Source organism: Candidatus Mesenet endosymbiont of Agriotes lineatus (genome assembly GCF_964019585.1).
Taxonomy (GTDB): domain Bacteria; phylum Pseudomonadota; class Alphaproteobacteria; order Rickettsiales; family Anaplasmataceae; genus Mesenet.
Window position 1 is genome coordinate 1,188,436 of sequence record NZ_OZ026454.1, and the last position, 26,663, is coordinate 1,215,098.

General features: G+C 31.2%; 25 protein-coding genes, 1 tRNA gene and 1 pseudogene. 18 read left to right on the forward strand and 9 right to left on the reverse strand.

Annotated elements, in window-relative coordinates; translation table 11 throughout:
- Position 1: 1 nt before the first annotated feature.
- From AACL19_RS05455 to AACL19_RS05475, 5 genes are all read left to right on the forward strand, one after another.
- Positions 2-73: transfer RNA gene (locus tag AACL19_RS05455), tRNA-Glu, on the forward strand.
- Positions 74-154: 81 nt separating this feature from the next.
- Entirely contained in the window at positions 155-496 is a 342-nt protein-coding gene (locus AACL19_RS05460) for a hypothetical protein (RefSeq protein WP_339045488.1), read from the forward strand.
- A 278-nt stretch (positions 497-774) separates the two neighbouring features.
- A complete protein-coding gene (locus tag AACL19_RS05465) occupies positions 775-1,329 on the forward strand; it encodes a head-tail connector protein (RefSeq protein WP_339045489.1) in 555 nt (184 codons plus the stop codon).
- Position 1,330: 1 nt separating this feature from the next.
- The gene (locus tag AACL19_RS05470; RefSeq protein WP_339045490.1) at positions 1,331-1,735 is read left to right on the forward strand and encodes a hypothetical protein; all 405 of its coding nucleotides are present in this window, start codon (positions 1,331-1,333) and stop codon (positions 1,733-1,735) included.
- Positions 1,722-2,111, forward strand: a complete 390-nt coding sequence (locus AACL19_RS05475; RefSeq protein WP_339045491.1) for a phage tail tube protein — start codon at positions 1,722-1,724, stop codon at positions 2,109-2,111. The genes AACL19_RS05470 and AACL19_RS05475 overlap by 14 nt, the downstream gene beginning before the upstream one ends.
- A gap of 25 nt (positions 2,112-2,136) precedes the next feature.
- Here AACL19_RS05475 and AACL19_RS05480 read toward each other — a convergent pair whose 3' ends face one another.
- On the reverse strand, positions 2,137-2,643 hold the full coding sequence (locus tag AACL19_RS05480) for a hypothetical protein (protein WP_339045492.1): 507 nt from the start codon (positions 2,641-2,643) through the stop codon (positions 2,137-2,139).
- Positions 2,644-2,831: 188 nt separating this feature from the next.
- On the opposite strand from AACL19_RS05480, the gene AACL19_RS05485 reads away from it, so the two are divergent.
- Positions 2,832-2,978, forward strand: coding sequence for a hypothetical protein (locus tag AACL19_RS05485; protein ID WP_339045493.1), 147 nt, complete (start codon positions 2,832-2,834; stop codon positions 2,976-2,978).
- Positions 2,979-2,999: 21 nt separating this feature from the next.
- Here AACL19_RS05485 and AACL19_RS05490 read toward each other — a convergent pair whose 3' ends face one another.
- Positions 3,000-3,497: a hypothetical protein gene (locus AACL19_RS05490; RefSeq protein WP_339045494.1), complete on the reverse strand. Its 498-nt coding sequence runs from the start codon at positions 3,495-3,497 to the stop codon at positions 3,000-3,002.
- Between the two features lie 177 nt (positions 3,498-3,674).
- Here AACL19_RS05490 and AACL19_RS05495 point away from each other — a divergent pair, with 177 nt between their 5' ends.
- Positions 3,675-4,352 carry a hypothetical protein gene (locus tag AACL19_RS05495; protein WP_339045495.1) on the forward strand — a complete coding sequence of 226 codons (678 nt, stop codon included), beginning with the start codon at positions 3,675-3,677 and terminating at the stop codon, positions 4,350-4,352.
- A 101-nt stretch (positions 4,353-4,453) separates the two neighbouring features.
- Here AACL19_RS05495 and AACL19_RS05500 read toward each other — a convergent pair whose 3' ends face one another.
- From AACL19_RS05500 to AACL19_RS05520, 5 genes are all read right to left on the reverse strand, one after another.
- Complete coding sequence (locus AACL19_RS05500) at positions 4,454-4,780, reverse strand: hypothetical protein (RefSeq protein WP_339045497.1); 327 nt, start codon at positions 4,778-4,780, stop codon at positions 4,454-4,456.
- A gap of 63 nt (positions 4,781-4,843) precedes the next feature.
- Positions 4,844-6,187 carry a signal recognition particle protein gene (gene ffh, locus AACL19_RS05505; protein ID WP_339045498.1) on the reverse strand — a complete coding sequence of 448 codons (1,344 nt, stop codon included), beginning with the start codon at positions 6,185-6,187 and terminating at the stop codon, positions 4,844-4,846.
- The gene (locus AACL19_RS05510; protein ID WP_339045499.1) at positions 6,160-7,767 is read right to left on the reverse strand and encodes a proton-conducting transporter membrane subunit; all 1,608 of its coding nucleotides are present in this window, start codon (positions 7,765-7,767) and stop codon (positions 6,160-6,162) included. Before AACL19_RS05510 ends, ffh begins: the two co-directional genes overlap by 28 nt.
- Before the next feature lie 24 nt (positions 7,768-7,791).
- Positions 7,792-8,403: an AAA family ATPase gene (locus AACL19_RS05515; protein WP_339045500.1), complete on the reverse strand. Its 612-nt coding sequence runs from the start codon at positions 8,401-8,403 to the stop codon at positions 7,792-7,794.
- A 129-nt stretch (positions 8,404-8,532) separates the two neighbouring features.
- The gene (locus AACL19_RS05520) at positions 8,533-8,997 is read right to left on the reverse strand and encodes a hypothetical protein (RefSeq protein ID WP_339045501.1); all 465 of its coding nucleotides are present in this window, start codon (positions 8,995-8,997) and stop codon (positions 8,533-8,535) included.
- Positions 8,998-9,058: 61 nt separating this feature from the next.
- Here AACL19_RS05520 and miaA point away from each other — a divergent pair, with 61 nt between their 5' ends.
- The 5 genes from miaA (at position 9,059) to trpS (ending at position 15,601) form a co-directional block, all read left to right on the forward strand.
- Positions 9,059-9,946 (forward strand): tRNA (adenosine(37)-N6)-dimethylallyltransferase MiaA, encoded by an 888-nt coding sequence (miaA, locus tag AACL19_RS05525; RefSeq protein ID WP_339045502.1) that lies wholly within the window; start codon positions 9,059-9,061, stop codon positions 9,944-9,946.
- A gap of 217 nt (positions 9,947-10,163) precedes the next feature.
- Positions 10,164-13,394: an ankyrin repeat domain-containing protein gene (locus AACL19_RS05530; RefSeq protein ID WP_339045503.1), complete on the forward strand. Its 3,231-nt coding sequence runs from the start codon at positions 10,164-10,166 to the stop codon at positions 13,392-13,394.
- 284 nt (positions 13,395-13,678) lie between these two features.
- Positions 13,679-13,918 (forward strand): hypothetical protein, encoded by a 240-nt coding sequence (locus AACL19_RS05535; RefSeq protein ID WP_339045504.1) that lies wholly within the window; start codon positions 13,679-13,681, stop codon positions 13,916-13,918.
- A gap of 88 nt (positions 13,919-14,006) precedes the next feature.
- Positions 14,007-14,606, forward strand: coding sequence for a nucleotide exchange factor GrpE (locus AACL19_RS05540; protein WP_339045505.1), 600 nt, complete (start codon positions 14,007-14,009; stop codon positions 14,604-14,606).
- Complete coding sequence (trpS, locus tag AACL19_RS05545) at positions 14,606-15,601, forward strand: tryptophan--tRNA ligase (protein WP_339046698.1); 996 nt, start codon at positions 14,606-14,608, stop codon at positions 15,599-15,601. The genes AACL19_RS05540 and trpS overlap by 1 nt, the downstream gene beginning before the upstream one ends.
- An 815-nt stretch (positions 15,602-16,416) precedes the next feature.
- Here the strand turns inward: trpS and AACL19_RS05550 are convergent.
- A complete protein-coding gene (locus AACL19_RS05550; protein ID WP_339045506.1) occupies positions 16,417-17,259 on the reverse strand; it encodes a 4-(cytidine 5'-diphospho)-2-C-methyl-D-erythritol kinase in 843 nt (280 codons plus the stop codon).
- Between the two features lie 87 nt (positions 17,260-17,346).
- Between AACL19_RS05550 and AACL19_RS05555 the strand changes: the two genes are divergently transcribed.
- From AACL19_RS05555 to AACL19_RS07140, 4 genes and pseudogenes are all read left to right on the forward strand, one after another.
- Positions 17,347-20,457, forward strand: a complete 3,111-nt coding sequence (locus tag AACL19_RS05555) for a UvrD-helicase domain-containing protein (RefSeq protein ID WP_339045507.1) — start codon at positions 17,347-17,349, stop codon at positions 20,455-20,457.
- 43 nt (positions 20,458-20,500) lie between these two features.
- Positions 20,501-21,304 carry a hypothetical protein gene (locus tag AACL19_RS05560; protein ID WP_339045508.1) on the forward strand — a complete coding sequence of 268 codons (804 nt, stop codon included), beginning with the start codon at positions 20,501-20,503 and terminating at the stop codon, positions 21,302-21,304.
- A gap of 75 nt (positions 21,305-21,379) precedes the next feature.
- Positions 21,380-22,291 (forward strand): hypothetical protein, encoded by a 912-nt coding sequence (locus tag AACL19_RS05565; RefSeq protein WP_339045509.1) that lies wholly within the window; start codon positions 21,380-21,382, stop codon positions 22,289-22,291.
- A 291-nt stretch (positions 22,292-22,582) separates the two neighbouring features.
- Positions 22,583-23,220, forward strand: a pseudogene (locus AACL19_RS07140) (IS256 family transposase); the annotation flags it as partial.
- 31 nt (positions 23,221-23,251) lie between these two features.
- On the opposite strand, the gene AACL19_RS05570 reads toward AACL19_RS07140, so the two are convergent.
- A complete protein-coding gene (locus tag AACL19_RS05570) occupies positions 23,252-24,754 on the reverse strand; it encodes an ankyrin repeat domain-containing protein (RefSeq protein ID WP_339045510.1) in 1,503 nt (500 codons plus the stop codon).
- 151 nt (positions 24,755-24,905) lie between these two features.
- Here AACL19_RS05570 and ubiA point away from each other — a divergent pair, with 151 nt between their 5' ends.
- On the forward strand, positions 24,906-25,787 hold the full coding sequence (ubiA, locus tag AACL19_RS05575) for a 4-hydroxybenzoate octaprenyltransferase (RefSeq protein WP_339045511.1): 882 nt from the start codon (positions 24,906-24,908) through the stop codon (positions 25,785-25,787).
- Between the two features lie 83 nt (positions 25,788-25,870).
- Positions 25,871-26,662, forward strand: coding sequence for a 4-hydroxy-tetrahydrodipicolinate reductase (gene dapB / locus AACL19_RS05580; RefSeq protein WP_339045512.1), 792 nt, complete (start codon positions 25,871-25,873; stop codon positions 26,660-26,662).
- Position 26,663 lies beyond the last annotated feature (1 nt).

A 26,663-nucleotide genomic window follows, 5' to 3' on the forward strand; every position in this document is an offset into this window, starting at 1 on the left:
TGACTCCTTCGTCTAGTGGTTAGGACATCACCCTTTCACGGTGGTAACACGGGTTCAAATCCCGTAGGAGTCACTTCCTTAATTTACATGAAAAATTGTGCTTCCGCAGTTGCTAGCTAGTAATTACTATGGGTAATTATTAGATGCTTTGCATATGCCTAAAAAATTTACAACATATTTTAAAAATAACGAAATAGAGAAATTTAGCGAGCAAGTAGAAGATGTAGTCTATAGAGCGCAAGTTAAATTCTCAGACAATATTGATGACATTGCTGATAGCAATTTAAACAAGTTTAATGATCTTTTACGTAAAGAATTAAACTTAGCTATTAAGAACACTTACTTTCAAAATATTGAGCTGCTGAAGTCGTCTTTTACTAAACAATTTCTAGATTTTGAGGTTCTAAGTTCCTTAAACAAAAAAGGAAAAATGAGCTTAACGCAATTACTTTTCAACATTCTACAAAATATATCAAAAAATCACATCAATTTATAATTATTATAAGAAACATAAAACTTTCATATATCTTCACAAGATTTTTATTAAATAAAGAAAAATATTAGTACTACATGTAATGGTGAATATTAGTTAAATATTTGATAAATTTAGGAACTGTTCAATGAAAAAAAACACTGGAATTACGGACACTTACTGCAATTAAAGTGCTGTGTATTAACTTCTATATTTCAAAAAATACCATAGAGAAGTAACGTTTATCCAAATTAGGCACTTCTGATAAATTCAGATTAATTATTTAATTTAAAGGTTTATTTATGTTACAAAATTCAACTATTCATTTAACGCGCAAGTCTGCACCTATCGCTCATCCTATGAATTTATCAATGATAAAATCATTTTTACGTGTAGAAAATGATCAAGATGACGATTTGATTTTAAACCTAATATCAATCGCAACAGAATATGCAGAGTGGTACATGGAGAGGTCACTTATGAAACAAAAATGGCAGATTTCATGTATTGGCTATGTACCTAGAAAAATTCAATTAATTTTTGGTCCGTTAATTGAAGTCGAATCAGTAAAAGCTGTATTGAGAAATGACGGTGAAATTGTAGTTAATAAAGATTTATACTGTGTTGATGTGGTTGGTTCATATATTGAATTTTATAGCTATTTTAACATTCGAAGACTAGATATAACCTATGAAGCAGGACATCTCAACGCCGATTTAATTCCAGCTCAAATAAAGCATGGCATTGCTCACCATGTTGCAATAGCTTATAAAAACCGTGAGACAGAAAATAGTAATAGCTTATCAATTGTAAGGGAAATATATTCCCCATTTCGTGAAGTTAAAGTTGTTTTATGATATGAGTTCTGCACCTAAAATTCTAAGTGAACTGCATAACATAGTGCTGAAGTCGCTGAAAGGGGATAGTAATATAAAAAATTGTATTGCAGGCACTTACGACTACCTACCTAAAAATCCTTCGCTGCCATATATCAGTATGCGTATAGCTGACTATCAAGAAATATCTTTAATCCCTAAATTTATGCTCAAAGCAAAATTAGTTTTAGGTATTTATAGTTTTCATATGCAGAGCTTATTTGAGATAATGGAAAGCGCAGGTAAGGTAGTAAGTTCTTTAAATTTTAAGCATCTAGATTACAAAGCAGTGCTGTTAAACAATGGTACTGCTGGCCAACATGACGATGTCCTATATGCACTGATGAATTTTAATATCTTATTAAAGGAAAAATGTGATAAAATTTAAAATAAAAGATCAAAATGGTGAGTTTATTACGCTAAAAAGCATAAAGAATCTTCGCCTAACCTTGCGTACGAAAGCAGAAGAAGAAAATAACGTATTTTCTTTAGGTTGGAAGCAGACTTTAAGCTACTCCGGCACTAAGTACATTACAATTAAAGTTAATGGTATTTTAGACTGCAAAGTTGCTGATAAATTACTATGTAAGTATGCGTTTGCAAATGCTGTAAGTGACTATGAAATATCTTTCAGTAGCAGTGGTGAGAAGATATCACTGCAATGCCTTATTGAACTATATGAAAGGTACTACGACCCCAGTAACTTTGATAGTTTTACCTTAACTTTGGTGAGTGCAGGAGTAGTGAATTTAAAAACTATTTAAAGTTAAAAACTTCATTTATCATCTACTATCTCCCTAATATTGGTTTAGACATGTTTTCAAGGTCTGTGTCATCTGATATATAATAATCTTTTTTAGTTTGATATTCATCTTTCATGTATTTTATAGAGTAGGCAGCGTGACATAATAGTGAAGATACCAGTAAAGCAAAACCTGTTGTACCTATAATGAATTTGGTATTATCAGCTAGTTTACTAAATAAGCTTATCCCAACTAATATGGTGCCACCTATTGCAGTACAGTCAACAAATGTGCGTGCAATACAATCTTGTATTCTCATATCTTTATTATTTAATACGCAAATAACGCTGACTATATCTAATAGCACACGTAGAGAAAAAGGAATAAGTAAGATCATGCCTACAACACTAAGAATAGGACCTTCTTTTGCTAGTGTACTAGCTCTATCAAACAATTTTGCCCCAACTAGTGCAATACCAATGGCAAAAAACCCAAAAAGCATCAGGTTTGCTTTTCTTTCCTTTAAAACTGATCTTAAAATAAAACCATCCATTTTATACCATAAGATAAACATAATTTGATTATATGCTAATTTAATAATATTACAAATTGTTTTGCTTCTCAAATTAAGAGACTTAATACTTTTTAAATTATTAAAATGTATAATTTTAAATTGATGTTATTGATTATGAGTAATATTTTAAACCACATTCAATATTCACCATTGAAAAAAAATATACTTTGATAGATGATAGCAAATTACATGATACATTTGATCAGATTATCGATTATGAAAGGTATTACGACCCCAGTAACTTTGATAGTTTTACCTTAACTTTAGTGAGTGCAGGAGTAGTGAATTTAAAGACCATCCAAAATTCCACTTAACAAGAATGTGTTTCACCCCCACTATTTTATTCCATTTTTACAGCTACTTTCAGAGTTTACACTTTCGAGACTGCCATTAATCAGCTTTTGAGATTTGTATTCATCTCTAATGAACTCTGCCCTATGAGCAACAAAACATAACAGTGAAGATAGAAGTAAAGTAAAACCTACCACACCTGTGATAAATTTTGCATTACCATCCAGTTTACTTAGTAAACTTACTCCAGTTAGTATAGCACCACCTAATATAGCAACACTAGGAAATATATTGCCAACAATATCCCTTTTTCTTATATCAGCCTCATTTTTCATTCTATCGATATGGAAAGCTGTATTCACTATAACAGGGAAGAACAAAGATATAAATAAAGCCAGGCCTATAAAGCCAATAGTAAAATTTGTCTCACCTGATCCAAATAATCCTATTCCACTTAATACAATACCAGTGATAAGAATTCCAGCATAAATTAGGTCTTTCCGATTTTTCTTTAATACCAATCCTAGGTTTTGATCATTCATTTTTACCTCATAAGTAAGTATAATCTATATTATACGATGATTTTTTAATTTTTACAATTACTTCTCTTAAAGAATTAATAAATATATTACTATAGCAAGAATTACAACTCTCTTTTAAGAAGACTTAATATTTTTTAAATTATTAATATATATAATTTTAAATTGATTTTATTGATTATGAATAATATTTCAAACCACATTCAATATTTGCCATCAGAACGAAAATATATTTTGGTAGACGATGATGAATTATATAACAAATTTGATCAAATTATCGATGAGGAAATCAGTAAAATAGATAGCTATGAAAAGCTAATGCAACTAAAAAGAAGCATTGATAGCCTTGTTGAAATACTTTATAGTAACGCTTCTTTTTGTGATATCGAAACGGAACTTGAGATAACAAAACATACGCAGGCTAAACTTGAGTCACAAAAAAGAATACAAGATAAAAAAAGAAAAATTATTGAGAGCATAATTACATATGTTGCTATGCAACAGCAAGAAGCAGATGGTAATGCCAGTAACGTAAATCACACAGAAAAAGAGAATACAGATATAGGTAAAATAAAGGATAAACTTAAGTTACAAGTGAAAGAAGTATTGTTTGCAGTGCTTGCAAATAGAATGGATCCAGAAAAAAGGGCAGGGGAGACAGAATCCAGTAATGTAAAGGATGCAAAACAGCATGGTAGAGAAGATGAAGATCATAAACGGCAGTCTAATATCTTTAGCTCATTGTTGAAAATATTACTTAATGTGTTATTTGGTATAAATGTGGATATATCTCCTAGTAGGTCTTTTACAGCAAAGATAAAAACAGAAAATCAAAATAAGAAAGGGATGTCGATTTAAATTAAAACATCTATAAACAAAAAGTATGAAAGAAAAAATTGGATTAAGTATGAGTGGCTACATAAACTCTAGTGAGTTATGTAGCCGCACTTAATAAGCGATTAGATTAAAGTATCAATCTCAATATTATAGCTAGTGTAATGCCCATCAGCATAGCTTACACCTACATTTTTTTCGCTGCCATCAATTTTCTCTAAAGTTAGCACTGCTTTATGTTGATCAGGATCATAAAAGTGCTCTTTATAATGAGTATTATATATATTAAAACCTCCTCCACATTTTCCTGAATAAGAAAAAATGTCTTCTATATCTTGTTGCATGCCATTAAAATCAGAACCGCTAAACTTTACAGTTTTACCATTTCCTTCATCTCTAATGTTAAAATCTTTTAGATTTTGTAGTTTTATTTGAACTTGTTTATTTGTCATAAACATCTCTCCAATAAATTATTAATAATGATATAATAAAATGGTTAATTTAGCATTAAATAATTAATACTTTTTATTTAAAAGTTTAGCTATATCATAATCTTTAATCTTATTGTGTTTACTAAAACCGCTCACTAAAGCACTCATTTTATTATATTGCTTAATTAAAAAATTAACATCACTCACTTTAAGGCCTGCACCTTTGGCAATTCTAAGTCTTCTTGAACCGTTTAGAATTTCAGGATTTGTCCTCTCTTTTTTAGTCATAGAGTTAATTATAGCTATATATTTCTTAACATCATTGTCGTTAAAGAGACTATTGTTCATTTGTTGCTTGAGAGATCCAATACTGGGAATAAATTTCATAATACTAGCCATGCCGCCCATCTTACTTAGAGTCTTCAGCTGCGATGCTAAATCATTCAAGTCAAACTTACCCTTCTGTACTTTCTTTTGTAATTTATCAATTTCCTCCTGTCCTGCAATTTCAGTAGCTCTTTCGACTAATGAAACAACATCTCCCATATCCAATATTCTTTTTGCAATCCTTTCAGGATAAAAGTCTTCTAAATCATTTAATTTTTCACCATATCCCAAAAATTTAATTGGACAATTTGTGACCATTTTCATAGATAGAATGGCTCCACCGCGTGCATCACCATCAACACGTGTAAAAATTATTCCAGTCAAAGAAATAGATTCGTTAAAACTTTTGGCAATATTTATAGCATCTTGACCAGTCATAGAATCTGCAACTAAAAGAATTTCTTGTGGGGATGATAGCTCTTTAATAATTTTAAGTTCATCCATCATATCTAAATCAAGATGCGTTCTGCCAGCAGTATCTAATATCAATATTTCATAATCCTCGTTTTTTGCAGTTTTTAATGCTCTTGTTGTAATATCTTTTGGTTTTTCTTCTTGTATTATAGAAAGTGTACTTACGTTTATCTGCTTACCTAATATCTCTAATTGCTTTTGTGCAGCTGGTCTATAAATGTCCAAAGATGCAAGTATTACTTTTTTATTTTTCTTAAGTTTAAGAGCTAATTTTCCTGCAGTAGTGGTTTTTCCAGCACCTTGAAGTCCAACTAGCATAATTACTACTGGTGATTTTCCTGCAATATTTAGTTCACTTTTTTCTAAACCAAGGATTTTTACAAGGTGATCTTGCACAATCTTGATTATCATCTGCGCTGGAGATATACCTTTGATTATTTTCTTACCTATCACTTCATTTTTTATATCTTCTGTGAAGTTTTTTACTATCTCAAGAGAAACATCAGCTTCAAGCAGAGCTACACGAATTTGGCGGACTGATGCATTGAAATCATCTTCAGAGAGGATAGACTTCCCTCTTAATTTTTGAAATACAGAATTTAAGCTATCAGTAAGTGATTTAAACATAAAAACATCAATAATATGCTAATTATAACAGTAGCAAGGACTATGGTAATACTTGAAGAGCCAGCTACAGCATTATTGTATAATTTTATAGCAGAGCTTATTATACTCCCTGCTATGTTAGCACTACTATTTACTATAAACAATATAAACTTCTCATATAATGAGGTTACATAGGGTAAAAAAGACTTAAAATTTAAGTTTATAGCAAATCTTAAGCAAAATAGATTACGTAAAAATATGAATAACGTAACGCAGCATGCTATCATGCTAATATTAGTAAAAACCTTCTTGCTTTGATAAAAAACTGGTATATTGCTTAAAAAATAGAGTAGGTATTGACTATAAAATATACCAGTTAATATACATATTAGCGATAATGTAAACATAGCAATAAGGCTCTCGGTACTTCCTTTTGTTACCGCTGGCTGCTTGTGCTTACAGATGAATGTAAAATAGAAAAATTTTAGACCTATACTGATAAACAGTATAAAATTTGCCGATAAAAATAATGCTGCGATCCATGTAGGAGCATTTGAAGTTATTAAAGATTTGCTGATAAAAGTAGGTGTGCCAACAGCTCCAATCATTGTAAATATCGCTATGAAAGAACAGAGTGCTTCTATTGGCATTTTTCTAAGTAAGCTTCCAACTTCATTTAAGTTATGTTTTTTCGTACGTGTTATGATAGAGTTTACGATAATAAAAAGTAAACTTTGATAAATTGTGCAAAATATAATTTGTAATGTAACTCCAGCTGCTGCAGCTTTACTGTTAAAACCCATACCGGTAATGATAAGACCCATCTGTCCGATCAGGTTATAACATAAAAGACGACGCATGTTATTTTCAAATATGGCAAATCCTGCTGCATAGAAGGCAGTTATAAGTCCAAAGTAAAACAGTACCTCGCTACCTTGAAACATAAGGAGTAAAATATAAGATGAGACTTTAGTGGTAAATATAGATAGGTAGGGCGTGTTGTGAAGTGTTGCAGCTGGGTAAGAATCAGTTACCCAATATGACAAGGGAAAAGATGCACAATTCACAAGCAAGCCAATGAGTATCATAATGTGAGAAATGCTACCTTGCAACTGAACACTCTGAAAATTTAAGATGCTATGAAAAATTATAGTAGAATCAGCTTCATTGAGCTGCATAGCAACCCCTGATAAAATTAAGGTTCCAGCAAAAAAGTGGATTATGGCATAACGTACTGTTGGACCTATATTGTTTTTTTGGGAATTTGAGGCAATGATGCAAAAAGCACCAAATACCATAAACTCAAGGAATATTACCAATAAAATTAAATTGCATGATAAAATAGCTGCAAAACTACTAAGGGTATAAAAGAGAAGGGAAAACATTTCAAATTTATAGATATCTTTAGCGTGCAATATTACTAAAAACGCAACTATTGAAAAAGAAGTTAAAAGTGACTTAGATTGATTGTTTATGTAAAATAAACTAAATTTATTATATTCTGTAATTAATAGCTGAGGAGGAATTATAAAAACAAGTATTATAGCTAATGCTAAAAGGAAAACATGCTTTGTAGTTAAGAATTTTAAATTTTTTAGCATTAACTTTAAAAGTAAAAATTATAATTAAACAAAATCAAGCTGCTTTTCGGTGGAATGATTAGCATACTGTTTTTCAATGTGAGCCATTATTATTTTTGCAGCTTCCTTTGGTTTTAAATTTGAATTATCAATTTCTAATGCATCTTTAGGAACAAATAATTTCTTTCCCCTTATTCTACTTATAGCAAAATCAACATCAGTAATCTTTTTATTTTTATGTCTTTCTTTAGATGATATACGTTTCTTAAGTGCATCTTCGCTACAATTAAGTATTATAGGTAACATTTTTGCTTTTAGCTTTTCACTTAAACTCATTATTGAATTATATACACGCATATCATATTCATCTCCCTCCAGCAGTTCATTTGTAAAAATGTAATTTCCTGATGGAGTCGGATATTGCTCTATAATCTTCAGTGTTACTGCTCTAATTTCAAAGATCTTATCCCATAGTTCTTGCGGTACTTCACGTCTTGTAAACAACTCATTATCTATAAGATTAAATGCAATGTTGTTAAACATGCTATTGTCCATAATTAAAGCATCTAGGGCCTTACTTAATTCCATTGATGTTGATAATTTTCCACTTCCAGGAAAACCTATTATATATATGAATAACCTATTAGCTCTGCACATACACTTTTATATTGAAAATAGTATTATAATATGAATATTTTATTTTTGAAATATAGCGTTTTAATAATAATATAAAAATAAGATAAAAGCTCTACTCCCAAAAAAAGTTTTAAGACCATTTGATAACCTTTAACCACCACCAAATTCTTTATTTATTTTATCAACAATATCTTGTGTTGGATCTTCACCCCAACCTGAGTGTAAAATTTGCCCATAAAGAGCAACGTTTATGGAACCGGTTCTGCTTTGTGCTAAAAACATCTCTTTTTTATCCTTATCTACAAGAACATAATGCCATGCAGACTTTCCTCCATCCTTACCCCGCACTAAAAATACGCAATCAGCCCTACTATGCTTTATTGCATCAGTAAAACTACGATTATTCATAACTCTACTTTTATCAATTTTGTCTTGAGCAAATGATTTATTATCCTTGTACTGTTCTTTTGTTTCCTCGGTAATGTTTGTATCTAATGTAGGATGCTTCTTTGCAAACTTTGCGGCAAAACCTGCAATACTATCATTATCTCCTGCAGGTTCGTCTTTTTTGAAGCGTTTAGCAAAACGCTCAGTAAAAGAATTTTGCTCTGTCATTTAACACCTTCAAATAAACTTAGATTTAATTATACTTATTATAAGTACATAACATAGTAAAGTGAATAGAGCATTAATTATTACTGGTATAACAGCTTCTGGTAAGTCAAAAGTGTGTGTTGAACTAGCAAAAAAGTACAATGGAATAATAATCAATTGTGATTCAAAACAGATATATAAAGAAATTCCTATAATTACTGCTCAGCCGATAGAACTTGAATCTATACCTCATAAACTGTATGGTTATGTTTCTGCACAAGTAAATTACTCAGTGGGACTTTGGCTAAAAGACGTAGAAAAAGAAGTAAAAAGTGCTTGGAAGAATTTACAACTACCCATTATAATTGGTGGCAGTGGTTTATATATAAAAAGCCTAATTAATGGTTTGTCGTCAATCCCCAAGATAGATGATGAGATAAGAGTAATGTCCCGTAATTTATGTGAAGAATTAGGGAAGCAAGGGTTTTATGAATTAGTGCTAAGTAAAGATCAAATGATTCAGGGAAAGATACATGAAAACAACTCTCATCATCTTCTTAGAGCTTTTGAAGTGATAACCCAAACTGGAAAGTCAATTTTTGTGTGGCATAAAGAAACTACTACGTTAATACTAGATGATTTTATAATGTATGTCATCTGCCCACCAAGAAATTACATATATGATGAAATAAACAAGCGCTTTATTAGCATGGTTGAGCTTGGAGTAGTTGATGAAGTAAAACAACTGTTTGATATGAACCTTAATCCATGGCTTCCTGCAATGAAAGCACATGGTGTTCCAGAGATTATAAAGTACTTAAGGAATGAAATAACACTCAATGAAGCAATTAATATCGCTCAAACTAACACTAGGCATTATGCTAAACGTCAGTATACTTGGTTTAAAAATCAGTTCTCTAATGCAAAATTTGTTGATGATCCAGCAAGATTAATTGAGTTAGACTTTTAAAGAGAACACCCTGTGTCAAGGTGAGTTTTTAGTTCAGTTCAATTTTCTTGGAAGAAGTTGGAAAATAGTTAAAGACCAATTAAACAAAAAAGCCTACTTGAAGAAAGAAATATTTTAATATAAGAAATTTTAGGTAGGGAGAAGTTTACTAATTAATCTAGATTTAACGAAAATAAATTATATTATCAAACTCTCCATTATAATAGGGAGATTTTAAATGGAAAATTTTCCAAAGGATAAAGTGAATAAAGTCAAAAGACTACTTCCTCAAATACAGGATATTAATAAGATTGATTTAAATAATAATGCTAAAACAACATATAATTTGGTTAATAAAAAGCACGAAGAAGATTCTAATTTGGCAAGTGTAATTAATCAGTTGGATCCCAAAATTCATCAGGAATCGTTAGATGCAGAGCTACAGAGTGCACAGCAACCAACTAGAGCACATAAGCTTTATCAAGCATCAGGGCTTAAGAGCAGCTTGCATGGTAATATTTATCAGTTAAAACTACTGATGCTTTTTCTTAAGCGAGGAATGAATAAAGGCTACAATTTTCATTTAGCAACAGAATGGGATATGGCTGAAAAATTTGATGATTTAGTGTTTAGATATACTGATAATCAAGGACAAACGAAATATCGTTTCCTGCAAGCTAAACATAAGCAAGATGAAGATAGGAGAATAACAATAGGAGATTTGCTAACAGCTAATAAGAACGGTGAATTTAATCTGGAAAAGTATTTTATTTCCTACTTAAAAATTAAGGATAATCAAAGCTTTCAAGATGGAGATATACAAGATTTAATTATCTGTACTAATATTGGCTTTGACCTAGATCGCTCATTACCAACTCGATTTAATGAAATAAAATCTGGAAAGAACAAAGGGAAGAAAATCTCAGTTGAAGAAATTACTGATAATGATGACTTTTTTAAAAAATCGGATGGAGGTATTAGGTATAAATTACAAGCTAACAATAATTTAATAATGCACTTAAAGCAAGGTAGTGAAGCGCAAAAGGCAATAGAAGCAAAAAACGTACAAAATAATATAGATACAGAGGTAAATAATTTTCTTGAGAAGCTAACATTTGCAGTTAATCAACCTAATGAGCTCAAATTAAGTAATATTATTAGTCATGAGGTAGGTGAAGAATTTAAACTCTTTGATGCTGATCTTGTTACAGATAACTTTCTAAAAGAAATGTTAGATTGGATACAACAAAAAGAAGGTAAGTTCCTTACAATTGAAGATTGCCGTCAATTTTTTGAGTTTGCGGAACGAAAGGTAAATAGTTTAAAAATAATTGGGCTAACGTCTAGATATAGTAAGAAATTGAAGCAGTATAATATCAATTTTAAAAGTACTCAATTAGTAGGGATAAGAAAATTTTTAAATCAAAAGCGAAAGCAAATTTTAAATCTTGAATCTCAGCATAATACGAGATTAAATGCCATTAGGATAAATCAATTTTTGGTAAATAACAATCTATATAAAGCTGAAGATAGTTACATCTTTTTACCTCTTAACCACTTGTTATTACTAAAAAACAAAACATTAGATGCTTTTGGCGCGCAGGATCATAAAAATTTGTTAATAGTTGAGTGTAAAAAAGAGGTAAACAATGTACTTAACTTATATTCGAGTCTAGTAAATATTATAAAAAGCAATACTAATAAAAAGATTATCTTAATAACTAAAAATAACAGTTCCTTTGCAGATAAGTTTAAAAATAATAGCACAATAAAAGGTAAATATCAGGAAAAATCAGTTAGTGTAAATAGCTTAAATGACTTGAAGAGTGAGTCACGAAAGAAAATTCTAAATAAAACAATAAATTTTCAAGGTAATGAAACATCTTTGAGTAATTTGATAAATAATAATCAAAAACATCTAATCAATGAAGAAGTATTAGCTCAATTGATTGATAACAACGAGGTTAGAGTAGGTAGTATGACCCCTAAGTTAACTGGGATAGATAAAGAGTGTTATATAGAACGCAAATTTAATAGAAAAGAAGGAGAAAATATAGAAGTTATTACAGATAAGGTAGCAATAATAGTTGCTAAATCTGGTATGGGGAAATCAGTCGTATTAACTCATTTAGCAGAGCAAGAAAAAATAAATAACCCTTCTTTATGGGTCATAAAAGTCAATCTGGTTGAGCATATACAAGCATTAAGTGAAGAAAATTTTGATAATTATAATAAAAGCAAAGCTATTAATTTTTTATCAAGAATAATAGGGCTGAGTACTGCTTTAGAGAAGTCCTTGTTTATGAATAGTTTTAATCATACGGATAAAGTTGCTTTATTTTTTGATGGGTTTAATGAGATTAGTTCCTCAAGTAAAAGTAATGCTATTAAGTTGTTTGTCGCTTTAAAAGAAACTCAATTAAAGAGGTTATGGATAATAACTCGTAACTATACGTGTGATGAATTAGCAAGTGGATTAGATATAGACTCTTTGTATGAGTTGAATCCTTTATCTAAAAATGAGCAAAAGGAGTTCTTAAAAAAGTTTTTTCAAAATTACTTAGGTCATAAAAACTATATTATAGATAAAACACGTCTAGAAAATTGCATTCAAGAATTTTTTAGAACCTTTACTAGCAGAACAAACATAAGTGAAGATTTTTTATCTGTACCACTACAGCTTCAGATTGTAGCTGAACTTTTGCAAGACAAATTTGAAGAATTTTATAATAGTAATCAAGGCAGCTCATTATTTGATGGCTTTAATTTGACTAAATTTTATGATGGATTTATCAAATGTAAATTTGATGAGTATTCCAGCCAACAAGAAGGATACATAATGCCAAGTGATAAATTATCATTTGATGAGTTTCTTAAGCAACGTCAATTCTTAGCTTTTTATGCGTTATTTGGAGAAAAAGAGACAGAGTGCTTGTTTCCTGAAAAAATTGGTAAAATAAAATCCTTAATAGCGGAGATGGAAAAGGGGAATGGTTGTGTTGGAATTGTTGATCGTATTATTGATGGAAAACCTAATTTTATTCATTTCACTTTTGCTGAATATCTTACTACTAAGAAGTTCTTTGATATATTTCTGAAACAACGTGATCAGTTACCAACCTTAAAATCGAAAGCTCGTACTGGGCTGAAAGTTAAATATTTAGAATCAAAGCAAAAGAGATTAAAAAAATTTTTTAAAAAACAGTATTTTAGTAATAACAAAGTAGGAATAAGAATATTTTTTGATCATATTGCAGCTAAGGACTCTCTTTTACATATTGCTGTTTTAAATAACAACAACGATAAAATAGTTAAGTTATTGGACAACAGAATCGTAGATGTTAATATCAAGGATACCTTTGGTAGAACAGCATTACATTTAGCTACTACTTATCACTACCTCAATATAGTTAAAACCTTAATAGAATACAGTGCAGATCAAAGTACTAAAGATGAATTATTTATGTAGTTAGCTTAAGCTTTAGTATGGATCTAATTGTACTAAATACAGATATTTACAGATCAGAGAGACATTATCAGAGAATACAAATTATGTAGAACAATATCAATTCTACAGATGTACAAAGGTATACTAAGGAACATATAATAATTGCAATATTTTAGAGTTTTAAAACTTGCTTTATAATTCAAACCTTTAGCTGGTTTTTATTTATATGTTCAAATTATCATTGAATATTTTTAATTTATGTTTTAAAATTATAAAATATATAAATTAAATAAAAAGGGGGGTATATGTTTAACTGCTGTACTAAATGTTATACCAAAAAAGAGAGACCAGTTGCCAAAGATTTCAAAGATTTCAGTGATGATGAGATAGAAAATGTTCTATACCAGATAGGATGGTACCCTAGCTACGAAGCAAAAGCAAATAAGAACCCTGCTCTTTCTCGAGTTCTTAATGGTCTCATAAGAGTGGAATCATTTAAAAAGTTTATCGATAATAATAGTACCAAGAATGTAAGTTCAGTATAAAAATACCCAATAAACTAATTATATGTTTTAACACTTGATATTGAAAAATAATATTATTATATTTTTTGCTAAGGTTTAAGGGTTAATAATGATAGAAGACGACTTAAAAAATAACAATAATCAAATGAGCGAAAAAGACGTTAAGCAACCAGAAATCAGAGGCTCAAGTAAGAAGGATTTTCATAGTAATCAAGCTCAAAGGAAGGAAGAGAATCTGAGTCAGAATCTATCAGCATTAAAGGAACGTGTAAGTCATCTTGAAAATCAATTACGTTTAGCTATTGCTGATAAGGAAAATTTAAAGCGTATCATGGAAAGGGATATTGATGAGAAAAGTAGTTATGCAATAACAAGTTTCGCCCGTGACCTCATTAGCTCTTGCGACAACTTAGAAAGAGCTTTAGTAAATTTAGATGAAAACGATTCCGCTCATAATGGTGTTAACATGACATGGAAAGAAATTGCAAATACATTACAAAAACATGGTATAGAAAGATTTGATCCCTTAAACTCAGCTTTCGACCCTAACTTACATCAAACTGTATCTAAAGTTGTAGATGATACAAAAGAACCTGGAACTGTTACTACAGTTTTGCAGTGTGGTTACACAATTAAGAAAAGATTGCTACGTCCTGCAATAGTTGTCATTTCTGAAAAATCATCTGATACTCAGCCAACATCTCAATGATAAGAGATATAGTATTCTCTGGTATTCAGCCAAGTGGTACTTTACATTTAGGTAACTATCTTGGCGCTCTTTGTAATTGGGCTGAGCTTCAGGATAAATACAATTGTCTCTTTTGTGTGGTTGATTTACATGCAATTACTGCTAATAAATATTCATCAATTAAAGATAATGTACTAAAAACAGTAGCTACTTATCTTGCATGTGGTATAGATCCTAAAAAATCTGCTATATTTAATCAATCTACTGTACCCCACCATGCTGAACTGTGTTGGTTACTGAGTTGTTATACTCCACTAGGATGGCTAAGCCGCATGACGCAATTTAAAAGTAAAGCGGGTAATGATAAATCAAAAGCTTCTTTAGGCTTATATAGTTATCCAGTACTTATGGCTGCTGATATTTTGTTATATAAGGCTAAATACATTCCAGTTGGGGATGATCAAAGGCAACATATAGAACTAACAAGAGACATAGCAAATGTTTTTAACAGCCATTATCAAATAAGTTATTTTATTCCACCTGAAGCTTTAATTTTACAAGATTCCGCAAGAATTATGAGTTTAAAAGATGGACTAAAAAAAATGAGTAAATCAGATGACTCTGATTATTCACGTATCAACCTTGATGATGATAGTGATGCAATTGCAGAAAAAATAAAAAAGGCAAAAACAGATTCCACTATAGGCTTTGAATTTTCGCTGCTGCAAGGTCGTCCTGAGGTGTATAACTTAATTAATATTTACTCCGCTCTAAGTAATATAAGTGTGGAGAAAACATGTCAAAAAATAGATAAGTATGACACGAAAAATTTTAAAAAAGAACTAGCTGATCTAATAATCACTAGATTAAACCCAATACGTAATAAGATAAATGATTTATTACAAGATAAATCCTATCTTTATAGCATAATGAAATCTGGAGCTGAAAGAGCACAAGAAATTTCAAGCAAAAATATAAAGGATGTTAAGGAAATAATAGGTTTTCCTCAAATTTGAAGCATGCTATAGGCTGGCTGTATTTTTTGTAAAAATATTTTAAAATTTAACTCTACATTTCAATCTAATATCTTAAATTAAAAAATTCAAGTAATATAATATTTCGAAACTAGCCTAAAATCAAAAAAGGATAGAGTTTTAAAGTGGGTGGACTAATAGAGCACCCGGATTTTGCGTTACCGAATCGAAAAGAATTATTGAAAAGTGATATGGAATATGAAGTTTTAGTAGTACAGAAACACCGATAGAAAGACTCAAAAAAAGCAACGAACTCCGGCAAGAAATACACTCAAAACTCAGTTAATTGTAGAAAAACAGAGCAACATCATTTGCAAACGGCAGAAAGCACGATTTTCAAATATTCAAGGAATCAAAAGTACATATATTACCAGACGTAAAAGTTTTAGCAGATACAGAGGGATGAGAAAAATTCATGAGAGTGCCACAGAGAAAAACAAAAAATTGACTAAAAAAAAGAAAATCAAGAGCTTATGAGTGAAAGAGTGGTAATAGAGAATATGATTGAAAAGATTCAAAATTATAGCTATCGAAACAGACGAAAACGTTTTGCTCTGAGATTCAACTTGATAGCTAGTATTTATAATTTGGAACTTTCTATATGAGTTCCGAAAGAGGTCTATCACGGTTAAGCTGTTTTATATTTTATCTTATCCTTTCATAGCTGTTCACAGAGCCTAGCCGTAAGATTGGAAAACTAAGTGATAATCAGTCTCGTTTATGAAAAGGCTTAATGAAATGAATAAAAAGAATAATATAGAAAGGGGTAGATAAACTGTGACTTTTTTTAAACTTTTTCAAACTATCAAACTTGTAGAATGCACCCACCAGCCAGGGTGACAGTGCTGCACGTTATTTGCTGCAGATTTTGCTTTCTCTTCGTTGTCAAATATGCCAAAACAAGTTGCTCCACTGCCAGACATACGTGTGATTATGCAACCTGTTTGCTTTTGCAGAAATGATAAAACGTCTTCAATTTCAGGAACAATGGTAATTGCTACCTCTTGTAAGTCATTTTTTGTGCAGCGCATCAGCTCTATTAAGTCTACTGTATCTGCTTTAGGAAAATCAAGTGGTGCGGAAAAATTGCCCTTATACTCTTGAAATACTCTAGCAGTGCTTAAAGGCTTGCCTGGATTGACCAGTACTATACTTTTTGGTATAGTAAAATTTTTACAATAGTGTAAGTCATCACCTGTACCTTTCGCAAAAGCAGTAGCGCAATTTACACTTACTGGAACATCAGCACCAACGTTTGCAGCAACTTCATTTAGCACCTGATCTTCAATGTTCCAATACTTACCTAAAATACGTATAACTGCACCCGCATCTGATGAACCGCCACCTAAACCTGCGGCAACAGGTATATTTTTAATCACTCTAACTGAAATTTCTATGTGCCTAGCAGTGTGTTTAAGAAGTAAATCGATTGCTTTGGTAATTGTATTATAACGACTATTAATTTTACAATTTACAAAAATGACCACAGATTTTGCATAACCTATTCTAATTTCAAGGATATCGTAAAGCCTAGCAAAAATAAAAAACGTCTCAAGCAAATGATAGTTGTCTTGTCTTTTTCCTACTATATGCAGAAACAAATTGATTTTTGCTGGAGCTATAGCTTGAAAAGCAGCCATATAATCCTAATTATAACATAAACAAACTTATATTAGCTGAATTAGTTTGTTGTTAAAATAGAAATTTAGCTTATTTAGCGCTAATGTATGGATAAAATTACTACTGATCCTGATCTTTCCATTTGGATTAGTGCTTCTGCAGGTACAGGCAAGACAAAGATTCTTATAGATAGAGTATTAAAGCTCTTACTTGCAGGAAAAAAGAACATTCTTTGCTTAACGTTTACAAGTGCCGCAGCAAACGAGATGGTAGATCGTATTAATGCTGTTCTTGGAATGTGGTCTACGTGCTCAAATGATGAACTTGTAAAATTTTTACTTAGCTTGCTTGATAACAAGCCACTTAATTCTTATCTATTAAGAGCAAGACAGCTTTTTGGTCAGTTACCTACTTTATCTTTAACAATACAAACCATACATGCCTTTTGCTATAAATTAATCTCTAATTTTCCTGCTGAGACAGGTATTGCTTTAGGTTATGCACTTGATGATTGCAGTGGATTGCATGCAAAAGTTATAAGTGAATTGCTTAGCGATAATAGTGCTCAGGAGCATCTGAGCTTTATTGCTGCTGAAATTGATGAGGAAAAATTAAAAGATTTATTTTTATCTTTACTGCAAAACAAAATTTGCGGTTACGACGTCGAAAAGGTATTTTTGAAGCTTGGGTCACCAAAAAGATGCAATGACGTACCTCAAGCTACTGTAGAGAGTATAAAGAAACTAGGTGAGATTTTAAACCAAGGTAGCAAAAGAGATAAAAAATACAGTGCAGTACTTATAGATTGGTGCGACCTACCACCTAGTGATAGGCTAGATAAATTAAATAGCTTAATTAAAATATTGATTGACCCTAAGTTACTTATAAAAAAGAATGTTTCATCAATTATTACAAAAAGCATACTAGAAGCTTTTCCTGAAGCAGAAGAAATAATATTAAAAGAACAAGATGTAATACTGAAAATTTTTGAAGAGTTGAGTAATTATAAAATAGCTACCAGAACTATTAATTTACTAAATCTCTTTAAAAGATTTACCATTTTATACTCACTTGAGAAGAAAAAAAATGCTCTTTTAGACTATGATGATGTAATAACTTTAGCACTTTATCTTATTACAGATCACAAAAGCAGAGATTGGATATTGTTTAACTTAGACAGTAAAATAGACCATATATTGGTTGATGAAGCGCAAGATAATAGCAGCGTTCAGTGGCAAGTGATAATTAACTTATGTGCTGAATTTTTTACTGGCATAGGCACAACAGATGAAAAAAGAACCATCTTTGTTGTGGGTGATGTCAAGCAGTCTATCTATAGGTTTCAGGGTGCGAACCCTATGTTATTCAACGCAATGCATGAGTACTTGAAAGAGCAAAGTTATGAAGAAGATTGGCTATACCTAAAACTTAGCCAATCCTTCCGTTCAACTGGGCCAATACTGTCACTAGTGGATACCCTATTCAATAATTTTAGACAGGAGGTATCTTTTTTAGATGAGAGGATAGAGCATATTCCTTTTAGAGAAAAAGATCAAGGATATGTAGAGATATGGCCACTTTTACCTAAAGTAAATAATGAAAAACAGATTGCCCTGCAAACTAATATGCAGAACCAGCGAAATCCAAATCGCATACTTGCTGCTACTTTAGTTTACAGAATAAATAGGTGGCTTAAGGAGGGAAGAATGCTGCCAGCAAAAAATCGTCATGTAGAAGCAAAAGATATAATGATTTTAGTACGGCAGCGTAACATTTTGATAGATTATCTCATCAGTGAATTTAAGAAATTTAATATACCAGTGCTAGGACGCGACAGCTTTAGGATCATGGACTATATAGTTGTGCAAGATCTGGTTGCTTTAGCTGAGTTTTTATTGTTGCCTGAAAATGACATGGCGCTTGCTTGCGTTTTAAAATCTCCACTGCTTAATTTTACAGAAGAAGATTTGCTCAATATTGCTTATAATCGCAAAGATAAATCATTATGGGCTCAGCTTAAAGCATACAATCAACAAATATCTGTTTATTTGGAAGATTTAATTAAAAAATCGCATAATTACTCACCCCTTTTCCTTTATACCTATATTCTTACTTTTGAAAATAAGAAAAAGTTTGCCGCAAGGCTTGGTACAGAGTGTTTAGAAGTCATTGATGAGTTTATAAACCTTCTCACTCAGTTTGAATATAAGAGCCTACAATCTTTTACTGAGTGGATAAAGGAAAATAATCCAGAAATAAAAAATGATATAAATAGTGAGCATGAAGCTGTACGAATAATGACCATACATAAAGCGAAGGGACTGCAAGCTCCCATAGTTTTCCTTGTTGATACAACTTCTGTACCAAAAAGTGATGATGCTATAATCTTTGATGAAGAGGGGACACCATTTTGGTGCAGTACAAATAGCAACTCATATTGTAATCAAATAAAAAAGGAAAAAAGCAGGGAAGACTATAATGAATATTTACGTCTGCTATACGTTGCTATGACAAGAGCTGAAGATGAACTATATATCTTGGGGAAGGAACCTGTGCATAATAAGTCTTGGTACAACTTAATTAAGATGCAAGAAGGAATATACGAAAAAAAATATGTTAATTTATATCCAATGTTCAAAGAAGAGGTGGAGGTATTTTGTGTTAATGCAAAGTACCCACAAATCTATAGAAAACATGACTATCTTAATATTGAACCTACTGAAGTACCAAAACATAAATCTGATTTTGAACATGTAAGAGAAGAGCGTGTTCAAGAAGGAATAGACCGCGGAAAAATAATGCACAAAGTTTTGCAACACTTACCAAGTGTGCCAAACGAAAGATGTGAAAATTGGGTAAGAAGTTATTTAAGCAGCATGAACCTCAGTGTTGATATTCAAAATGAGGTAATAGATAAAATAATCTCTTTTAACGAAAAATTTAGTGATCTTTTAAATTTAGAATGCAAAACCGAAGTTGCAATAAATGGTGTTATAGACGATGAAGTTATATCAGTAAGGCTGGATATGCTTTGTATTGCTAAGGATAAGGTCACAATTATTGATTACAAATCACACCGCAGTCCTTTTTTATCAGAAGAAATAAAACAGCAAATGTTGCGCTATAAAACCTTAGTACAAGATATTTTTCCAAATAAAAAAATAGAATGTATTATTATTTGGCTTGAGGATTTATCTATAATATTATTAAATAATTAACTAATTTATGCCTATTATTGAATAATACATTTTAGTGAGTATTATGGTAAAAAATGGCAATAATAATCAACTCAACAAAGTAAGATTTGAAATAGCAAAGCTTAATTACATTGACCTTAAAGCTCCCAAGGAATATCAAGAAGCGCAGTCCGGTCGAAAAATGTATGACAGCTTAAATTTAGTAAGCAGTGTAGCACCAAATTTCGTTATTGATGGCAAGGAGGTCAGTGCTCGTGATATTTTGTCTAAGGTACAGCGTTCAAATAGCAACGAAAATGATTATCTTTTATTTCTTACAGAAGCTTTTAGAAAAACGTTTAAAGATGCTAAAGCAAAGATTCCAAACGAATCTATTTTAAAAGAGCTAATTGCCAATTGTTGTCAGTATCAATCTTTCATAAACACTAAAGTACTACTTAGTAGTAATTTAATCCCAGTAGAGCAACAAAGAAATGCAGTACATATTAACTGCAATAGCTCTAATTGCGTAGAACTTAAGATAAATAGAGAGCAGGATATCATATCTAAAGATAAAGAAAACAGCTGGAAAGGTAGTAGTATACCTCTCTCCAGCTCACTAGAATTCAAACTTAAATCTAATGATAACGAGATAGAGTATACAGATGGCAAGTTATTTCTTACTTTAACTTCTAAGTCCATGGAAGTTGAGCAAGATAGAAGCTTGTTCTTTAGACTTATAGAAGCCGTTAGGGCTTTGCTGCACAAGGCTTTTGGCAAGGAAAATGTAAAAGAAGTGAAGCATGAATTTGAATTTTATGAACCAAAGAGTATAATTAATGGCCCTCAGGTAGAAAATATAGAGAGCATAAACCCTAATATTCACTAATAGTTAATTAATTTGCATTTATAATAAAACTATTGTATACTAACTTAGTACCTTATTTAAAAGGGGATAGGAGTTATGGTAGAAAGTAACACAAGAGATATTACACCTAACAATATTAGAAGTAATCTAGCATCTACACTAGAACTTGAGGTGAAAAAGCTCGATTACAGTAAGCTTAAAGCTGGTGAAGACAATCAAAGTGCACAATCTGGTGAAACAATGTATGTGGACTTATCAAGAATGGGTTTTGTTATCAACGGCAAATCGATAAATCAGAATCTGCTTTCTATATTATGCGAAGGAGCTAAAACTAATCGTCTTGATTATGAAAAGATAGCAAGTAGCAGCGTAGATGAAATAAAGTTTTTTTGTATAGGTTTTAATAACAAGAAATTAATCTCAGATGATCAAGAGAAAAATTATATTTTATTTCTTCAGGAAGCTTATAAAGCAATGTTTGAACATGTTAAAGTAGAAGTGCCAAATGAATCTATCATAAAAGAGTTAATTATTAACTGCAATCAGGCTGGATATGACGCTCTATTACATACTGATGTATTTATCAAAACTGCACAGCATAATTTTATGGCACTCAGCCCTAAAAAAACAACATATATTGATTATATAAATCATGACTGTGTAAAAATTAGGTCTAATATGGTGACACCATTAGGTAGCCTAGATGGTACAGAAAGTAAACAAATATTGTTAAATAGTTCATTAGAATTTAAACTTCAGTCTCAAGGGGATAAAGTAAAATATACGAATGGCAAGCTATCTCTCACTCTTCCTAAGGAGTTAGCACAAGATAAGGATCTACTTTCTAGGATTATTGAGTGGTTTAAAGAGCTATTTGGCATAGAAGTGAAAGGATCAGTGATTAAACATAGTTTTGATAATGCAGAGGTTGATAAACCACAAGCGAAGATGGAAAAAGTAGAAGTAGAATCTTCGTCTAGTTTATCAAACAAAAGAATAAAGCCCTAGTTAGTCTTCAGTCAAGATGGTTTTTATGGAGATTAAAATTATCCTGGAAGTGTTCCCCAAACTGGATCAAACAAGAAAAATATTAACATAAGACATGGAATGAACGAAAAAACAGCAAAGTAGATTATAAAGAGTTAATATATTATCGTCCATTCGAGGTCGCTAACTGGCAAAGGAGGAGCCTCTGATCAATAGAAGCAAGTTTAGAAGGTGAAATAGAAAATAAATGAGAATGAAGAAGTAGAAAAGTTCAAAACACAGATTCATTTGAGCTTGTAATGCCTCGAGATAGAGCCACAGGTAGTCAAAAAAAGACAGACTAATTTACATCCGAAGCAAAAATTCTTAGTATGTTTGCAAAGTTATCAAGTCGATAAGATATCAGCAGCAGCAATATTACATATTACCAATGAGTGGCGCAATTACTTGCCCAATGATTTTTTAAAGTTAAAGTAAGCAAATAATATACTTGGCATAGATCAAAAAAAGAGGTTTTTATCTAGCTGAAAGCGAAGGTTTTAGTTAGGGAATGATCTCAAAGTGTGGAATTTGTGTATTAAAAGCTTTCCTACAGCCATAAACAGTGTATTTCCCAGTGCAGAAGTGCAATTGTATATGAGATAAGGAACTCATTAAAATATGTATCCAGCAAAATGAATGATTTGAAGAAAGGCTTCAAATAGAGAAATAGCTGAATGCTTGAATTAGAAGAAAAATGGGGAATCCTATGGCAAAATAATTGGGAAACTGGCTATTTTAAGTATTCTGATCCGGTTAGGTTTATACTACCAATCCCATAGAAATCAGGAAAAAACCAATTACAAATACCTTGGTGCTATAAAAAAATAGAACAAAATTGGACTATACCAAATTGGGCTTTAATCATCTCTCAACTTGATATTTTCTTTCCTAATAGATTGAAAATTTAGTTGAGTTTTTGACCCAGTTTGGAGAACACTCCTATTGTTTAGTAACATCTTTGGCAATTGTTTTAGCAATAGTTACTTCAGATAATTTATTATTGCTGTTTATTGCTTTATAGTTTCTCTTAGTAGTAAATAATGTTTTTACTATTAAAAAAAGAGCAGCAATGCTAAAAAATAACAACGCTCCCACTGTCACCGCATCATCATTATTTTGATACCTCTTTCCTTCAATATTTTTTACTTTGTTGGCAACATTTTCAGTATTTAATAATACTCTTTGCCTAATATTTCTTGAAACTCTTCTCCCCTCTTTTTCTAATAAGTATGTGGTAGTTGAAGAAATTACTTCTTCAGTATATCCATTTCTTCTATTACTTTCTCTAATTGTATCCATAGTACTCTTTATATCTAAAGGGCTGTCTGCTGTTGACAAATGTGTAGTACTTTCAGCCATTACCTCTATAGTGCTGCTAATGATAGGTTTTTTTGTTATCATTTGTTCTTCCAATAAATTTACGATATTCGTATAATTAGCCCCTCTTTTCATAATATTATCTTTTTCATAATCACGAGCAAGATCTAGTGGAGTCCTACCAAAGCTGTCTCTAATAGTAACAGTTGCGCCTTTTTTCAACAGTAGCCCAACTATATCTTCAGCTCTTTCTCGACCACTAGCAATAACTGTATGTAATGGTGTATCACCATGCTTATCTTGAGTATTAATATTCACTTTACTGTTTATTAATATATCTACTATTTCAAGGTTACCATTATAAGCTGCTTTATGCAATGGAGTCCCACCACTCTCATCTCTAGGATTAAGATATTGTTGTACTATCTTTTCTAGTATAAACTTAGAAATACGTATGTTATCAAAGTGAGTTGCATAATGCAATGGTGTATAACGATAGTCATCTATACTAGATATATCTGCCCCTACCTCAATTAACTTTATGACGGTATTTTCTATCTTTTTAATGGCATTGTGATCATTTCTTTTTTTATTTAAGCTACGAATTACCTCATGCAAAGGAGCTCTACCATATCTATTCTTAGTCTTGATACCAATATCTACGTCTCTCAATAGTTTGACAACTTCCTTACTTCCTGCGTAATGAAACAGCGTATTCCCACAATAGTCTTGAGCATATTTGTGTGCCCCCTTTTTTATTAGCAAATAAACTATGTTTTTGTTACCAACATATGCAGCCAACATTAATGGATTAATGCTAACCTCATTACTACCTCTTTTCTCAGTTGAGACCGAATGATACTCATTATTAGTCGGACAGGATTTATCATCAGGTAGGTCTTTAAAACCAAAAGCATAAAGATCCATATTATAATCAGTGTCTATTATATATCTGACACTTTCAATATTATTTCTTACAATTGAACAGAATAAATGAAAGTTTAAGCATTTTTGCTTTATCTTCTCTTCTTCTGCAAGAGCACATAAACGATTATAATCTAGACATTTTTGATCATCATTTTTGCATGGTTGATACTCTTGAATTTTTTGATCATTTAATTGCATAAATATTCCCCATATCAACTAAAAATAGTATTATCATGATAATAACAAAAAGTACAACAATTTAATTGTTGTTTCTTTAATTAGCTTGTGCAAAAGAGTTTTTGTATTATTTTAGTTAAATTACTTAAAATACAGTGTTTACAAACTGCATATGACATTTTTAGACAAAAGCATTCTTCAGTCTTATTTTAAACTGATGCGCTTGGATAGTTGTTTATCAGTGCTATGGTGTTATTTGTTTCCTGGTCTTAGTGGAATAGCTTTAGCAACAAATAACATTCAACAGATAATTTATTATACTATTTTATTTCTAGTTGGTGCATTTTTAATGAGGCCTGTTGGTTGCACAATAAGTGACATATTTGATAGAAAAATAGATGCTAAGGTTGAAAGGACAAAGAATCGTCCTTTAGCAAAAGGGGTTTTAAGCGTAAAGCAAGCTTTAATTTTGCTTATGTTACTTACACCACTTGCTTTTGTTGTCTTACTTCTTATCAATAAAACAACGATAATTTTAGGTATAATATGTATGCCTATGGTGGTTATTTATCCCTTGCTCAAACGCTACTTTTGGTGGCCACAGTTTTTCTTAGGGCTTACAATAAATTTTGGAGCACTAATGGGCTGGTCTGCAATTAAAAATAACCTGAGTTTACAATCTGTACTTTTATATATAGGTTGTGTATTTTGGACTTTAGGCTATGATACCATATATGCTCATCAGGATAAGGAAGACGACGTAAGAATCGGAGTAGAATCAACTGCTATATATTTTGGTAATAAAACTAGACTATGGCTTAAAAGATTTTATTTAATGTCTTTAACGATGTGGGCTAGTATGGCATTGATATCGCAGCTAAACATGTTTTTTTATGTTATATTAGTAGCTATTAGTATAGTTTTTTATTATCAATGTAAAAAATCAAATTTTGATAATCCAATTAATTGTTTACATATGTTTAAAGTTAACTCTTATGTTGGTTTACTGTTGTATATAGGTATTTTTTTAGGAAATATTTTAAGTAGAATATAAAATAATATTTATTTATATCGTTCTAAAAAACATGAAGAAGCCTTTATTATTAAGAATTGTTACCATTCTGTAGGAAAATTGATATGAAAACAAAAATAGGTATAGTTGGTTGTTTAGGGAGAATGGGCAGGTTCATTGTTAGTGAACTTAGAAACTGCGGAAATGTAGAGATGAGTGGTGGTGTTGCCAAGTCAGGGAATGAAAAGATTGGCTTAGATATTGGTTTAGCTTTAAACATAGGGCTTGAAATAGGGGTTAAGGTTACAGATTCTATCTTTAATTTATTTAAAAGTTCTGATGTCGTAATAGACTTTACAAATAAAGAGTGCTTGCTTCAATGTCTTGAGGTTGCCTATGACTTAGAAAAACCTTTAGTTAGTGGAACAACTGGTATTGATGGCATTGATCTTAAAGAATATTCGAAAAAGGCTCCTATCTTATGGTCAGCAAATATGAGTATAGGAGTTAATTTATTGTGCAAGTTAGTGCAAGATGCATCTAAAAGTTTAGGTCAGGATTATGACGTTGAAATTTGGGAAATGCATCACAGTCTCAAGAAGGATTCACCTTCTGGTACAGCTATAGCTTTGGGAGAAGCTGCAGCTGAAGGTTTAAATGTCGATTTTAAAATAAATCACTATTTCAATAGCGATTCAAATTTTAGGAAAAAAGGCAGTATAGGTTTTGCTGTATCTCGTGGAGGGGGAATTATTGGAGATCATAAAGTTATGTTTACTAATGAAGGTGAACAAATAGAGCTTAGCCATAGAGGAATAAACAGAAACATATATGCTAAGGGCGCAATTAAAGCAGCACTATGGTTAGCTCAAAAACCTGCAGGTCTTTATTCTATGAAAAACGTCTTAGAAATATAAG

Bases quoted from the DNA above. Each gene is read 5' to 3' on its own strand.
- AACL19_RS05460 (WP_339045488.1), top strand. From the start codon at position 155: ATGCCTAAAAAATTTACAACATATTTTAAAAATAACGAAATAGAGAAA.
- AACL19_RS05465 (WP_339045489.1), top strand. From the start codon at position 775: ATGTTACAAAATTCAACTATTCATTTAACGCGCAAGTCTGCACCTATC.
- AACL19_RS05470 (WP_339045490.1), top strand. From the start codon at position 1,331: ATGAGTTCTGCACCTAAAATTCTAAGTGAACTGCATAACATAGTGCTG.
- AACL19_RS05480 (WP_339045492.1), bottom strand. From the start codon at position 2,643: ATGGATGGTTTTATTTTAAGATCAGTTTTAAAGGAAAGAAAAGCAAAC.
- AACL19_RS05490 (WP_339045494.1), bottom strand. From the start codon at position 3,497: ATGAATGATCAAAACCTAGGATTGGTATTAAAGAAAAATCGGAAAGAC.
- AACL19_RS05495 (WP_339045495.1), top strand. From the start codon at position 3,675: ATGAATAATATTTCAAACCACATTCAATATTTGCCATCAGAACGAAAA.
- AACL19_RS05500 (WP_339045497.1), bottom strand. From the start codon at position 4,780: ATGACAAATAAACAAGTTCAAATAAAACTACAAAATCTAAAAGATTTT.
- ffh (WP_339045498.1), bottom strand. From the start codon at position 6,187: ATGTTTAAATCACTTACTGATAGCTTAAATTCTGTATTTCAAAAATTA.
- AACL19_RS05510 (WP_339045499.1), bottom strand. From the start codon at position 7,767: ATGCTAAAAAATTTAAAATTCTTAACTACAAAGCATGTTTTCCTTTTA.
- AACL19_RS05515 (WP_339045500.1), bottom strand. From the start codon at position 8,403: ATGTGCAGAGCTAATAGGTTATTCATATATATAATAGGTTTTCCTGGA.
- AACL19_RS05520 (WP_339045501.1), bottom strand. From the start codon at position 8,997: ATGACAGAGCAAAATTCTTTTACTGAGCGTTTTGCTAAACGCTTCAAA.
- AACL19_RS05530 (WP_339045503.1), top strand. From the start codon at position 10,164: ATGGAAAATTTTCCAAAGGATAAAGTGAATAAAGTCAAAAGACTACTT.
- AACL19_RS05535 (WP_339045504.1), top strand. From the start codon at position 13,679: ATGTTTAACTGCTGTACTAAATGTTATACCAAAAAAGAGAGACCAGTT.
- AACL19_RS05540 (WP_339045505.1), top strand. From the start codon at position 14,007: ATGATAGAAGACGACTTAAAAAATAACAATAATCAAATGAGCGAAAAA.
- AACL19_RS05550 (WP_339045506.1), bottom strand. From the start codon at position 17,259: ATGGCTGCTTTTCAAGCTATAGCTCCAGCAAAAATCAATTTGTTTCTG.
- AACL19_RS05555 (WP_339045507.1), top strand. From the start codon at position 17,347: ATGGATAAAATTACTACTGATCCTGATCTTTCCATTTGGATTAGTGCT.
- AACL19_RS05560 (WP_339045508.1), top strand. From the start codon at position 20,501: ATGGTAAAAAATGGCAATAATAATCAACTCAACAAAGTAAGATTTGAA.
- AACL19_RS05565 (WP_339045509.1), top strand. From the start codon at position 21,380: ATGGTAGAAAGTAACACAAGAGATATTACACCTAACAATATTAGAAGT.
- AACL19_RS05570 (WP_339045510.1), bottom strand. From the start codon at position 24,754: ATGCAATTAAATGATCAAAAAATTCAAGAGTATCAACCATGCAAAAAT.
- ubiA (WP_339045511.1), top strand. From the start codon at position 24,906: ATGACATTTTTAGACAAAAGCATTCTTCAGTCTTATTTTAAACTGATG.
- dapB (WP_339045512.1), top strand. From the start codon at position 25,871: ATGAAAACAAAAATAGGTATAGTTGGTTGTTTAGGGAGAATGGGCAGG.